We start from the raw sequence: 13,498 nt of genomic DNA, 5'->3' as shown, positions 1-13,498 counted from the left end.
CATCCCACTTTTAGAAGTGGGTTTTACTCGATTAATTTCTTTTATGAATCGGTTTCCGGGAGCTATCCCTACAGCTCAAGAACAGACTGATTTCCACTTTTCCTCTTCCTAGAGTGACAAAAGAGCGCTATCGCTCTTCTGTCACTCTGGGAAAAGTAAAATCATAGCCAACTGATGAAAGTCAAACCCCATGGACAGTAGAGCGATCGCTTGCGTGATAGAAACCTATGTCTTAAGCCCCTATGCGGAAACTCTATTGGTGCAAGGCTTTCAGGGTTTGCTCTGGCGAGAGTGACAAAAGAGCGATAGTATTTGTCCGATTCCCGTCAATTCCCGTAGGACAGGCATCTTGCCTGTCTCAGCTATGCTTTCGATTCATCTCCCCTATCTCCCCCTTAAAGCCCTCTAACCCATAGCGGTTTGCCGAATTCTGAACCAGTTAATCACCAGTTTTTCCAGTTCAATCCAAACAAACATCAACGCGCTGAAACCAACACAGACCAAGAGTTCTTCAGGACTCAACCAGTGAGTGCCAAAGAAATTCCGCAACGGGGCAACGTAAATCAGCATAAGTTGTAACGCAGTGGTCAAGGTGACAGCACTCAGAACGTAGGGATTTGAGAAGGGATTGAGTTGTACGGTTAGCTGGGTATTGGAACGAATAGCGATCGCGTGTCCCATCTGTGCTAGACATAGAGTAGTAAATACCATCGTCTTCCAACGGTCTGGATCTCCCGATGCCTGGGCGTAGTCGTATGCCCATACCATCAGTATGATCGCCAGCACTGCAAAAATAATCCCAATCCGCACCATATACAGCCCCAATCCCTGAGCAAAAATACTCTCGCGGGGGCTGTAGGGCGATCGCTTCATGACGTTGGGTTCGGCGGGTTCCATTGCCAGGGCTAGGGCTGGTAATCCGTCGGTGACGAGGTTCATCCAGAGAATTTGTAGGGGGGTAAGAGGAACGCCTCCCAACCCAAGTAAGGGTGCAGCCGCGATAGTGAGAACTTCCCCAATGTTGCTACCCAGAATGTATTTGATAAAGCGGCGAATGTTGGTATAAACCACTCGACCTTCTTCTACAGCGTGGACGATGGTGGCAAAGTTGTCATCCAGCAGAATCATATCGCTGGCTTCTTTACTCACATCCGTACCCGTAATACCCATCGCCACGCCAATATCAGCCTGCTTGAGGGCGGGGGCGTCATTAACCCCATCCCCCGTCATCGCCACGAATTCACCTTGGCTTTGCAATGCTTGGACGATTCGCAGTTTATGTTCGGGGGAGACACGGGCGTAAATACTAACGTGGTTAACCTGTTGCTCTAATTCTGCTTGAGAGAGTTTTTGTAATTGCTGACCGGTGAGGACTGAATCCCCATCTTTGGCAATGCCTAGGTCAAAAGCGATCGCTTGGGCAGTTAATTGATGGTCGCCTGTAATCATAACCGGGCGAATTCCCGCATCTCGACACTGGGCTACAGCCTCCCGTACCTCTGGACGGGGGGCATCCAGCATTCCCACTAACCCCAGCCAGATTAATCCTTGCTCGGTGCTTTCGGACGACCCTTCTGGGGGAATTTCTGGCAACGGCTTATAGGAAAATCCCAATACCCGCAAGCCTTTCGCTGCCATCTGGTTATTGTGTTCCAGAATCTGCAACCGTTGCGCCTCAGTTAGTTTACCCCCCTGAATCTGGGTGCAACGCTCTAAAATTAGCTCCGGTGAGCCTTTGGTAAACATCATGTAAGACGTCGCCTCTTCCCCATTCCCTATCTCGCAAATCGCGCTCATGCGTTTGCGTTCGGAGGAGAAGGGAAACTCTGCCACCCTCGGCAACTGCGGACTCAACGACTCTTTAAAAAGACCTGCCTTACCCGCCAAGGATAGTAAAGCGCCCTCGGTTGGGTCGCCCAAAATCCTCCATTCCTGCTTTTCCTGCTGCAATAGGGCATCGTTGCAAACGACACAAGCGGTTAACAGCGTTTGCAAGTCTGGATTGTCCTCCACTGCGACTCCTGACTCCTGACTCCTGAATTCTCCAATCGGGGCATACCCCTCACCCGTTACCGCAAAGGTATCCCCAGCGGTATGAACTAACTGCACAACCATTTTGTTTTGGGTGAGAGTGCCAGTTTTATCGGAGCAAATCGTCGTTACAGAACCCAGGGTTTCCACCGCAGGCAGCTTGCGAATCAGGGCGTGGCGACGCACCATCCGCTGAGTACCAATTGCTAGGGTAACGGTGACGACAGCAGGCAAGCCTTCCGGCACTACCGCCACTGCCATACTTAAGGACACTTCTAAAAGTTCTTCAAACAGTCCTAACCCTCGGTGCAGGATGCCACCGACTACAACCAGCGCCACTAAAATTAGAGAACCACTGACGAGGACGTTACCCAACTGGGACATCCGCTGTTGTAGGGGGGTGGGTTCCGTTTCCACCGATTGCAGCATGGTGGCAATTCGCCCCAGTTCCGTCTGCATTCCGGTGTTGGTAACCAGTACCTTTGCCCGTCCCTGTATGACTTCTGTTCCCTGAAACACCATGGTTAAGCGATCGCCTAAGGGTGCGTCTTCACTGAGTTGCACTCCCGGTTGCTTGTGTACTGCCTCGGCTTCCCCGGTTAGGGCGGATTCTCGGATTTGCAGGTTTTGCGCCTCTATCAGGCGACCATCGGCAGATACCTGCACCCCAGCTTCTAATAGCATCACATCTCCCGGCACCAGTTCCTTACCGGGAATTTCAATAACTTTGCCGTCTCGCAGGACTCGCACTTTGGGAGAGGAGAGGCGCTTGAGGGCGGCGAGGGCTTTTTCAGCGCGGCTTTCTTGCAGATAGCCTAATAGACCATTTAAAATCACGATCGCAAAAATAGCGATCGCATCTTTGGGAAACACTTTATTTCCCAAATCCAGCACGGCTGACACAACGGCTACGGCAATCAGCATCACTAACATAATGTTGGTGAACTGATCCCATAAAATAGCGAGGGGACTGCGCCCCCCCGTTTCTGTTAATTCGTTTAGACCGTAGTGCTGCTGCCTCTGGGTGATTTGTGCTGGTGTCAAACCCCTATCGGGATTACTTTCTAACAGTTCCAGCGCTTGCTCAATGTCGGTGGTATGCCACGCCTGAGCTGTATCGGGAAGAGAACTCGAAGACACGGATGATGTTGTAGGAAATGACATAGTGGGTGGCGATGAATCTAAGTAGAAAAAATCCTTTATCTGGGAACCAAAACTGACAAAACTTGGGGAACCACTCGGAATTTTGCAGGAGTTTGCGTGGTAATTTCCCCATCGGTATTGATGTCACGGGGTTTGCGCGTATTAATTTCGATTTCCGTGCCATGCAGGGTACGCACCCCCGACCAATCGGTATGCCGTCCCTGCCTTAATGCTGGAAGTAACATTATAATTTGCCACCAGTGCCGCATTTCCAGGCTGTACAGATCCAATCGCCGATCGTCAATGGTGGCATCATGAGCCACAGTCATTCCACCTCCGTAATGTCGCCCATTACCGATCGCAAGTTGAATTGTTTTCACCTGAAAGGATTCACCATTGCATCGAATCTCTGCGCGAAAGGGTCGGGATTGCCAAGTAACTCGCAAAGCAGTAGCCGCATAAGCGAGAACTCCCCAACGGCGTTTGGCTTCTTTGGTGAGTTGTTGGGTAATCTTAACACTCAGTCCGCAACTGGCAACATTAAAAAAGTACGTTCCGTTGACCCAGCCCAAGTCAATGCGATGTAATCTACCCGTGGCAATTACTCGGCAAGCGTCGGGTACGGAGTTGGGAATTTTTAGCGTCCGCGCCAAGTCATTTGCCGTTCCCAAGGGAAGGATACCCAGAGGTAATTGAGTATCCACTAACCCCTGGGCGGCTGCATTCAGCGTACCGTCGCCACCACCAATAATTACCAGGTCAACCTGATCCCGATAGCGACGGATTATTTCTGAAAGTTGCTGGGGTTCGTCTGTTGGTTCTGCGATCGCGTCGAAACCCTCTGCTTTTAAGCAGTCGAGGGCTCGGGACAAGCGCTGCTGTCCTTGCCGAGACTGACGATTAATTAAAAGTAAGGCTCGTTTGAGAGACGGCAACGGCTGCTTCATGTACCCTGACAAAAAAGAATTGGGAAATGGTTGGATTATCGGTGGTTCAGCTTCTTGCTTTTATTCTACATTAGTTCCCTTGAAATCGGTCTATTTTTACCTTTTGGTTTAAAGATTTTATCGCTATTAGAAATTTATTTAGAATTTTTCTATTCCCCATTCAGAAGTTCCCTCTCTTCAATTGTATTTTTAGGATTGGATAGATTTTTTAGAAAAAATTGGGAAGTAAATTGGGAGCCTGCAAAAGTGCATAAGCAATAAAACAAAAAAACAGGGTTACTAAAGCCATCAGTCCATAACCCACACACATCAACACGCCATCTCCTTCTAAGGTGGCAACCGCCAATAACAAAATCACAGCAGTTGGAAACGGGTTAGTGAAAGGAAACGGTAACATAAGTAGCACCGTCAGCCAAGCGATACAAAACCCATTCCAGCGCCAAATTTTAGGACTTTCAGCTACCTTTAGCCAGCGAGGACGAACAATTTTTTCGAGCAACCTCATGACTCGTTTCAAATTTTTCAGTAGTTGCAGGCTCAAGCTACGAGGAAATTGAAAGCTAGCAACTTTTCGCGGGAGCCAGGGTGTTCGCCGTCCCAAAGCCATTTGCACAGACAAAACTAAGCAGCCTAAACCCAGTACGCTTGATGCTCCGGGAGGCATCGGAAACAAGAAGGGTAAAACTAAAAGCCCAATTGTCAAGCTGAACCCCCGCTCAGAGGTTTCTGCCAGAATATCTCTTAGAGTCAGGGGCTGGTTGGCTAACCGCTTTAGCAGCGACTCAATGTCTTGAGAAAATTTCAGGTGCATTGGGAATTAGAGGAGAAAGCGAATCGTGATGTATAAAGCTGCCGTCAGTAGTTGCATCACCATTACGGGTATGCCGTAACGCAGAAAGGTTTTAAAGGAAATCCGGCGTCCGTGTAGTTCAGAAATACCCGCCGCCACGATATTGGAGGATGCTCCAACAAGTGTGCCATTCCCTCCCAAGGTAGCACCAAGTTCATTTCAACTCACATCTTGCACCATTCTCAGTAAACCCGAAAACCCACCCAGAGTTAAAACTCCGGCGTCATAGCTTAAGTCCACGCTTTGTGGACTAAAACTCTTATCCAATCGTATGCAAGACGAATGCAAGCTATGAGACAATGGTTAAAACCACTGGCGGACTGTTTAACCCTCGTCCATGAGTCTACCGTTTACAAGGAAATTCCGTTACCGTTGAGCGGAAAACCTTGCCACAGTGTTTTCTTGATCATCTAAATCACGAACGTTAACTGCACTCCCCCAGAAAATATCCCTTTCGTGGAAATTCTCTCCAAAACGGAAAATAGTAACGTTCAGTTAACTGTGTTCAGAGATTATAACGTTGCATTGAATCGAGATGTTATCTTTGAAGTCACCTCCTCTTTGAGTTCTTGAAAACCCTACATTGAGAGGCTTTTCATTAAAATGACTGCTGTTTTACAGGTTGGTGACCAAACCATCAGGTCTGAAGAACTAATTCCCCTGCTGGCTAAATATCAGCTACTGCCCCAGCTTGTTCGAGAGCTCGTGATCGAACAGGCGATCGCTCTCATAGATTATACGCCAGAAGAGAAAACTACTGTATGTCAAATATTTTATGAAAAAAATCAAGTAACCTCCGAGTCCGAACGTCAGGCATGGCTAGAACGTCAGGGCATAACCCCAGAACAAGCAGAAGACTTAGCCATCCGAGGACTGAAGCTCGAGAAATTCAAACAAGCCACCTGGGGAAACAAGCTGGAGTCCTACTTCCTCAAACGCAAAGGGCAGCTAGACCGAGTTGTCTATTCCTTAATTCGGACAAAGGATGCCCCTATTGCCCAAGAACTTTACTTTCGCATTAAAGAAGGAGAACAGCCCTTTGCCGAACTAGCACGAGACTATTCTCAAGGTCCAGAAGCCCAAACCGGCGGATTAGTCGGTCCAGTCGAACTGAGTGTTCCCCACCCAGTCTTAGCCCAAATGCTGACCGTCAGCCAACCCGGTCAACTGTGGCACCCTACCCGCCTAGGCGAATGGTTTATCATTGTACGGCTGGAAAAGTTTTTCCCCGTCCAGCTAGACGAATCCATGCGCCAGCGGCTGCTTAACGAACTCTTCAACACTTGGCTGCAAGAGCAACTCCAGCAACAAGTTTCTATCAATTCCCTGAATGCTGCTACTTCCTAAGGCTTTCCCATGACCTATACCAAGGCGACTATTCAAGACTTTTTGGGAGAAATATTTCCCCTCAATCAACTGACGCCCGCCACACTGACTCAGTTGTCACAGAAGAGTCAGCTATTGCGTTACCGCATGGGACAACCAATCCTCGTGCGGGAAAAAATGCCCAATCAACTCTCTATCCTCTACGAAGGGCGGGCGCGTCTATTGGGCTACGATCCCCGCAACCAACAGCCTGTAACCCTAGAATTGCTAGAACCAGGAGCCATTCTCGGCTGGGTGAGTTTAATTCGGGGCATCCCTTGCGAAACAGCAATTGCATCCACCGAGACTATCTGTTTAACCCTGGGGGGAGCGGAATTTTTAGCGCTAATGGCACGGGAACCCTCCGTAGTGGAAGCATTCCAACAACGTTGTAGCCTGATTGAAGCCTTTGAGTTGCTCGCCGCCGAATTAGAACGGCAAGCTAGCGGTGCTACCCATCTCAAAGACCTTGCCAAAGAAGCCTGCCAGAATGCCGTAATTCGTTACCTATACCCGCACACAACAGCAGCAGACCCGTTAGAACCCGATCGCATCTGGTTTGTTAGCGGTGGGGGGATGATTGCTAATTTTCCCACAGGCAGTCAACTCAACTCAAACGGTTCTAAAAAGGGATTTGAGGTCAATGGTGAAACACCAGCTCGGATCGTGGGGTTTCGGCACATAGATTGGGTAGAGACAGGTCATAATACCTCTCTACAAGAGCCACAAGTCAGCCCGGTGGAACAGCAAATAACCAACAGTACTGACATTCCCTACGCATCCGAACACCCTCCAGAAGCAACCGACAGCGAACCCAAGCAGACTGGCAGATCCAAACGATATCCCCACGTTCGCGGCAAAGGAACCCTAGATTCTGCCTTAGCTTGCTTCCAAATGATTAGCAAGCATTTAGAAATGCCCTTCAAGCGGGATGTAGTTCGCCGCGTGATGGCAGATCAACTAGCTCGAACTGGCAGTCTCTCCCTACCGCTTTGTGGAGCTTTAGCAGATTTAATGGGATTGCACGCCCAATTGGTGAGTGTACCCCTCTCAGCAGTCAGCCGCCTGCAAACCCCCGCCTTAGTCCGGTGGCACGAAGGCTTTGCCGTACTTTACGAAGCGAACAAGCGGGAAGTGGTACTGGGGGTGCCGGAAATAGGCATCGTGCGCCGCAAACCTATGGATTTGCTCGACACGTTGGTGCCGGATGGGGAAGGTGACAGTCAATCCCCTGAGTCTGTACAAGTTCTGCTGGTAGAGCGTACCAAGCAAACTCCCAAACAGCGCTTCGGCTTGCAGTGGTTTCTGCCCTCCCTCTACCGTTACCGCAAGGTACTACTGGAAGTATTTATTGCTTCCTTTTTTGTGCAGCTATTTGGGTTGGCAAATCCGTTGATGATCCAGGTGATCATCGACAAAGTGATTGTGCAAAACAGTATCGATACCTTGCACGTTCTGGGTCTTTTCTTAGTCGTCATCGCCGTGTTTGAGGCGCTGCTCACGAGTTTGCGGACTTATCTGTTTGTCGATACCACCAATCGGATCGACATGAGTTTAGGTTCAGAAATTATCGACCACCTGTTGCGTTTGCCCCTGCGGTATTTTGAACGGCGACCGGTGGGTGAACTTGCCAGCCGAGTTAACGAGTTAGAAAATATTCGCCAGTTTCTCACAGGAACGGCTCTGACGGTGGTGCTAGACGCGGTGTTTTCCGTCGTCTATATCGTCGTTATGTTTATCTATAGCTGGGTTCTGACTCTCGTTGCCTTGGCAACTATTCCCTTGTTTGTGTTGCTGACGGTGGTTGTTTCTCCTATTGTTCGCTCTCAGTTGCGGACTAAGGCGGAACGGAATGCTCAAACCCAGTCTTATTTGGTGGAAGTTCTCTCAGGGATTCAAACGGTTAAAGCTCAGAATATTGAATTGCGATCGCGCTGGCAGTGGCAAGATCGCTATGCTCGTTATGTATCGGCAGGCTTCAAAACCGTTCTGACTTCCACAACCGCAGGTTCTGCCAGCAACTTTCTCAACAAGCTCTCCGCCCTATTGGTACTCTGGGTGGGAGCTTATCTCGTACTAGAGGGAAATTTGACCCTCGGACAATTGATTGCGTTCCGAATTATTTCTGGCTACGTCACCAGTCCCTTGTTGCGGTTAGCCCAACTCTGGCAGAATTTTCAAGAGACGGCTCTCTCCTTAGAGCGGTTGAGTGATATCGTAGACAGTCCTCAAGAAGCGGAAGAGGAAGACCGCAATAACATTCCCATGCCTGCGATTAAAGGGGCAGTCAAGTATGAAAATGTATCGTTCCGCTTTGGTGCCAGTGGACCTTGGCAGCTTACGAATATTAACCTGGAGTTTCCGGCAGGGATATTCATGGGAATTGTCGGTCAAAGCGGTTCCGGTAAAAGTACATTGATGAAGCTGCTGCCCCGTCTCTATGAACTCAATTCTGGGCGGATTTTCATCGACAACTACGATATAAGTAAAGTAGAACTGTATTCCCTGCGTCGCCAAATCGGGATTGTGCCTCAAGATAGTCTCTTATTTGATGGCACTGTTCAAGACAATATTGCCCTCACCAATCCTGATGCTACTGCTGAAGAAATTATCGAAGCTGCCAAGATTGCCAGCGCCCATGATTTTATCATGGGCTTGCCCAGTGGGTACAACACCAGGGTTGGAGAGCGCGGTTCTGCTCTATCGGGCGGACAACGCCAGCGAGTTGCGATCGCTCGAACGGTGCTGCAAAACCCCGAACTGTTGATTCTGGACGAGGCAACCAGCGCCCTAGACTATGAAACCGAACGGCAGGTGTGTTTGAACCTAATTGAAGCGTTTCGAGGACGCACGGTGTTTTTCATCACTCACCGTCTGACTACGATTCGGTCAAGCGACATAATTTTGATGATGGATAAAGGTGCGGTTGTCGAGCAGGGAACCCATGAGGAGCTCATGGCACTACAAGGACGCTATTTCTGTCTCTACCAACAGCAAGAAGCTCAACTTTAGTTAGTTATTGGTCATTTGTCATTGGTCATTTGTTTTTAGTACCAAGGACAAAGGACAAAGGACAAATGACAAGACACAAAGGACAAAAGACAAAGGACATATTTGCCATGAACGAACGCAACGGAGCTAACTCTACTCAATCTATTACAGTGCGATCGCCCTCCCAATCTGAGCCTGTTGCAGTAGCAACGGATACTAAAGCCGCACCAAGAATCCGTTCCGCAGCTACGGCACCCCAATTCGATCGACCCGTTATCCTGCAACAATCTCCAGTCTGGTCGCGGGCTATTGTCTGGGCATTGGTCGGAGTCACTACTCTGACAATTGGCTGGGCTTGTGTGGCAAAGATTGAAGAAGCAATTCCCGCTCAAGGTAAACTCGAACCCACAGGGGACGTTAAGGAAGTGCAAGCTCCTGTTGGTGGCGTGGTTGAGAAAATTGAGGTTGAAGAGGGTAAGCGGGTAGAAGCTGGAGATACACTTTTGACCTTTGACCAAACAGCAGCTCGAGCAGAATTCGAGTCTCTCCAGCGAATTCGATCTTCTCTGGTTGAGGAAAATCAGTTTTATCAAGCTCAGATGAACGGAAAAACCGTCGCCCTTGATGCCGAAAATATTCCGGTGAAACTGCCGGAACAAATAGCCTCCCTGACCAAAAATCGGGTGGCTTTAATGGCTGAAAATCAGTATTACCAAGCCCAACTGAGAGGTAGTTCGGTTGGTTTGAGTCCCGAACAACAGCAGCGTTTGCGTGCTAGCCAACAGGAGTATAATTCTCGAGTTGCTGCGGCTGAACTAGAAGTACAACAGCTTAACCGACAGCTCACTCAGACTGACATTCAGCTCAAGGATGGCATAAAAGTTCTGGAGTTTAACCAAGAAATTACGGAGCGGCTCAGAAAGCTATGGGAAGAGGGAGCATTTGGCGAACTTCAGTACCTGCAACAGCAGCAGCAAACTGAGACGAGTGCGTCTGAGGTTGAGCGCCTGAAAAAAGAGAGAGAACGCTTGCAGCAAGCGATCGCTCAAGCGAAAGCACGCAAACAAAATACAATGGCTTTATCCGAGGAAGAACTGCTTACCAAAATCGCTGAGAATGAAAGACAGCTTGCAGAAATTGACAGTCAACTCAGCAAGATTGTTTTTGAAAACGAAAAACGCATCAAAGAAATTGATAGCCAACTCAGCAAAACTCAACTGACCTTGACTTATCAAGAATTGCAGGCACCCGCCAGCGGCAAGGTTTTCGATCTGCAAGCCGGACCCGGATTTGTGGCAAATTCCAGCGAACCTGTTCTCAAAATTGTGCCGGATGAGGGGTTAATGGCAAAGGTTTTCATCACAAACCGAGATATTGGTTTTGTGAAGGAGGGCATGAACGTCGATGTCCGTATCGATTCTTTCCCCTACAGTGAATTTGGTGATGTGAAAGGTGAGTTAATACAAATTGGTTCGGATGCCTTACCACCGGATGAGATTTATCCCTTCTATCGCTTTCCCGCTAAAATCCGCTTAGATAAGCAGTCAATTCTGGTGAATGAGAAGGAAATTTCTCTGCAATCGGGGATGTCAGTCAGCGCCAATATTAAGGTACGCCAGCGTACAGTGATTAGTATCTTTACGGACTTATTTGCCAAGAAACTGGATAGCCTTAAGTCTGTGCGGTAGGCTACTTTTCACCGCATCTGGCTCAATTCAGGTGTCAAAGGTGGGACGCGGGGACACCAAGATATGGAAACTCTTGTTGAGGTGTTACTTTGCTCCCCCGCTCCCCAGCTCCCCTACCTGGAAGGAACCCACAGGGGCAGTCGTATCGTAAATGTTGCCCCCTGTCCCTCTCCGGTGCTCGATACTTCAACTGTACCGTTATGCATTTCCACGAGATAGCGAACAATTGCTAACCCTAACCCCAGTCCGTTGTAAGAACGGGTTCTGCCGCCGTTTTCTTGGCGAAAGCGATCAAATACGTGGGGCAGGAAGTTGGGAGCGATGCCTTTGCCACTATCCCTCACTTGAATCTCGGCGTAGGGGCAACCTACTACTTCCCCTTCACTTTGCGCCAATCGCACCGTCACTTCTCCACCTGCTGGGGTAAACTTGATAGCGTTCGAGAGCAAATTCCACACCACCTGTTGCAAGCGGTTGGCATCCCCCCAAACTTTCCCCGTGGAGGCATCAAAGTGTCGATGAATTTGAATGGTTTTAGCCTCAGCGGTAGGACGTATTGTCTCAATTGCGGCTTCAATGATGGGGGATAGGTCGCAGGGGTGTTGACACAGGCGCAGCCTGCCTGTTATAATCCGCGAGACATCCAAGATATCTTCGATCAGTGCGCCTAAGCCTTTGGTATTGCGTTCAATAGTTTCTAGTGCCTGACTTCGCTTGGCTTCATCCCACTGGCGGGTGCGAAGCAACTGTGTCCATCCCAGAATGACATTTAAGGGTGTCCGTAACTCGTGAGAGAGCATGGCTAAAAATTCATCTTTGGCGCGGCTAGCTGCTTCTGCTTCTGCCCGTGCTTCTTGTTCGGCAGCGTAAGCCCTTGCCCGTTCGATCGCTTGGGCGCACTGCTGTGACACTGCCCACATAAAGGCGTAGTCGTCTTGGCTAAAGGTGCGAGACTCACTGAAGCTCAAACCCATGCCGCCGATAGCTTCCCCTTCGACAATCAGAGGGATAGACACCCAGGCTTGATGGGAGGTGTTAGCGTACTGTTGGGCAAGGTGTGGGTAGACTTGCCCTAGGGCTTGGCAAGATTCGAGCAGGATAGGTTTTTTAGATTTTATAGCATCGACGATGGGGACAGGAGCAGAGAGGGGAACGTGTTTCCAGTCCTCTAGCAGGGATGGAGAGTAACCCAAACCTTGCACAATTTCTAAACTCTGATGGTTGTCGGTTAGCAGCGCCATAAAGCCTGCACTGGCATTTAAAACCGCCAAGCCCTGCTCAACTCCCACTTCTGCCACTTGGGTTGGAGTCAGCGCTTCGCTGAGGGCGGCGGTCAGTGCTTGCAAACTGGCATTGCGTTGGGCAGTCTGCTCGGCGATTTGGCGGGCGTTTTGGGCTTCGCTGTAGAGTTGGGCGTTATCAATGGCTAAGGCAGCACGACGGGCTAAATCTTCTACTAGAGCCCGGTCAACTGCACCGTAATGGCGACCGGATTCAGCGGTGGCAAACGTCATGGCACCGAGGATTCGTTCCCGTGCCAGGAGAGGGACGATTATGCAAGAGGTTAAGCCTAGAGAGCGGAGAATTTCCAGGTGTTCTGAATTCTGGGCTACCAGGTTTAGATGAGCATCCGAAATCTTGGGAGCGATCGCAGATTGACCGGTACGCAATATCTTTGGCAATCCCATGGATGTCTTCAGGTCGTCAGGATAGCGGCGATTGAGTTCCCACGCCAGCTCAACTTTGGCAGGATCGGCATGGGCAATGGCAACGCGGCGCAGAATTTGGTTGTCTTTATCGAGAATATCCACCGCGCACCAGTCAGCAATGTAAGGAATCGCCAGTTGTGCCACAACGACGAGGGTAGTTTCGTAGTCTAGAGAGGATGCCAGCACTGTACTGGTTTCTGCGAGAAAGGCTGCCCGTCGCCCTTGTTCTGTTCGCTCCTTCACCTGCACTTTTAACTCCGATGCCAGCTTGCGAAGTGCCTCTTGGGCACGTTTGCGAGCGATGCGCTCTTTGGCTTCTCCCAGGGCTCGTTTAACTGAGGAGGCTAGGCGTTCTAGGCGTTGCTTGAGAACGTAATCGGTAGCACCGCCTTTCAAGGTTTCAATTGCCAATTCTTCCCCAAGGGTGGCTGAAACAAAGATAAAGGGCACATCCGGGCAGGTAGCACGAGCAATTTCTAGGGCGGAGATACCATCAAAGGACGGTAGTGAGTAATCGGCAAGAATCAGGTCAAAGGAATTGCAGTCTAAGGAACTATGGAAGGCTGTCTGACTTTCTACTCGCACCAATTCGCAGTCAATTCCACTATCGGCTAGATGCGCTTCAATCAGTTCTGCATCAAGTAAACTATCTTCAAGTAGAAGGATGCGCAGGGCGTTCACGATACTTTTCACCTTTTACAAAACTCAGTACTGAGTGCTAAGTAGTGAGTAATGAGTGGTGAGTAATGAGTGACAGAACCCGAAAAAATTTTG

At 49.5% G+C, this 13,498-nt stretch carries 7 protein-coding genes and 1 pseudogene; 3 read left to right on the top strand and 5 right to left on the bottom strand.

Annotated features, from left to right (window positions below):
- Positions 1–405: 405 nt before the first annotated feature.
- From IQ257_RS07115 to IQ257_RS07100, 4 genes and pseudogenes are all read right to left on the bottom strand, one after another.
- On the bottom strand, positions 406–3,195 hold the full coding sequence (locus IQ257_RS07115) for a cation-translocating P-type ATPase (protein WP_193880597.1): 2,790 nt from the start codon (positions 3,193–3,195) through the stop codon (positions 406–408).
- A 35-nt stretch (positions 3,196–3,230) separates the two neighbouring features.
- A complete protein-coding gene (locus tag IQ257_RS07110) occupies positions 3,231–4,121 on the bottom strand; it encodes a lipid kinase (protein ID WP_193880594.1) in 891 nt (296 codons plus the stop codon).
- 208 nt (positions 4,122–4,329) lie between these two features.
- Positions 4,330–4,932, bottom strand: a complete 603-nt coding sequence (locus IQ257_RS07105; RefSeq protein WP_193880591.1) for an exopolysaccharide biosynthesis protein — start codon at positions 4,930–4,932, stop codon at positions 4,330–4,332.
- A 6-nt stretch (positions 4,933–4,938) separates the two neighbouring features.
- Positions 4,939–5,121: pseudogene (locus IQ257_RS07100) on the bottom strand (transporter); the annotation flags it as partial.
- A 453-nt stretch (positions 5,122–5,574) separates the two neighbouring features.
- On the opposite strand from IQ257_RS07100, the gene IQ257_RS07095 reads away from it, so the two are divergent.
- From IQ257_RS07095 to IQ257_RS07085, 3 genes are all read left to right on the top strand, one after another.
- Complete coding sequence (locus IQ257_RS07095; protein ID WP_193880588.1) at positions 5,575–6,318, top strand: peptidylprolyl isomerase; 744 nt, start codon at positions 5,575–5,577, stop codon at positions 6,316–6,318.
- A gap of 9 nt (positions 6,319–6,327) precedes the next feature.
- Positions 6,328–9,348, top strand: a complete 3,021-nt coding sequence (locus IQ257_RS07090; RefSeq protein ID WP_193880585.1) for a peptidase domain-containing ABC transporter — start codon at positions 6,328–6,330, stop codon at positions 9,346–9,348.
- Between the two features lie 107 nt (positions 9,349–9,455).
- Positions 9,456–11,015, top strand: coding sequence for an HlyD family efflux transporter periplasmic adaptor subunit (locus IQ257_RS07085; protein WP_193880583.1), 1,560 nt, complete (start codon positions 9,456–9,458; stop codon positions 11,013–11,015).
- Between the two features lie 113 nt (positions 11,016–11,128).
- Here the strand turns inward: IQ257_RS07085 and IQ257_RS07080 are convergent, their stop codons facing one another.
- A complete protein-coding gene (locus tag IQ257_RS07080) occupies positions 11,129–13,417 on the bottom strand; it encodes an ATP-binding protein (RefSeq protein ID WP_193881340.1) in 2,289 nt (762 codons plus the stop codon).
- Positions 13,418–13,498: the final 81 nt, after the last annotated feature.

This window comes from Coleofasciculus sp. LEGE 07092 (genome assembly GCF_015207375.1).
Taxonomy (GTDB): Bacteria; Cyanobacteriota; Cyanobacteriia; order Cyanobacteriales; family Coleofasciculaceae; genus LEGE-07092.
Note: the sequence above shows the minus strand (reverse complement) of the source record. Positions and strands in the feature narration are given on the sequence as shown.

Excerpts from the sequence above, each read along its gene's own strand:
- IQ257_RS07110 (WP_193880594.1), bottom strand. The coding sequence starts at position 4,121 with ATGAAGCAGCCGTTGCCGTCTCTCAAACGAGCCTTACTTTTAATTAAT.
- IQ257_RS07095 (WP_193880588.1), top strand. The coding sequence starts at position 5,575 with ATGACTGCTGTTTTACAGGTTGGTGACCAAACCATCAGGTCTGAAGAA.
- IQ257_RS07115 (WP_193880597.1), bottom strand. The coding sequence starts at position 3,195 with ATGTCATTTCCTACAACATCATCCGTGTCTTCGAGTTCTCTTCCCGAT.
- IQ257_RS07105 (WP_193880591.1), bottom strand. The coding sequence starts at position 4,932 with ATGCACCTGAAATTTTCTCAAGACATTGAGTCGCTGCTAAAGCGGTTA.
- IQ257_RS07085 (WP_193880583.1), top strand. The coding sequence starts at position 9,456 with ATGAACGAACGCAACGGAGCTAACTCTACTCAATCTATTACAGTGCGA.
- IQ257_RS07090 (WP_193880585.1), top strand. The coding sequence starts at position 6,328 with ATGACCTATACCAAGGCGACTATTCAAGACTTTTTGGGAGAAATATTT.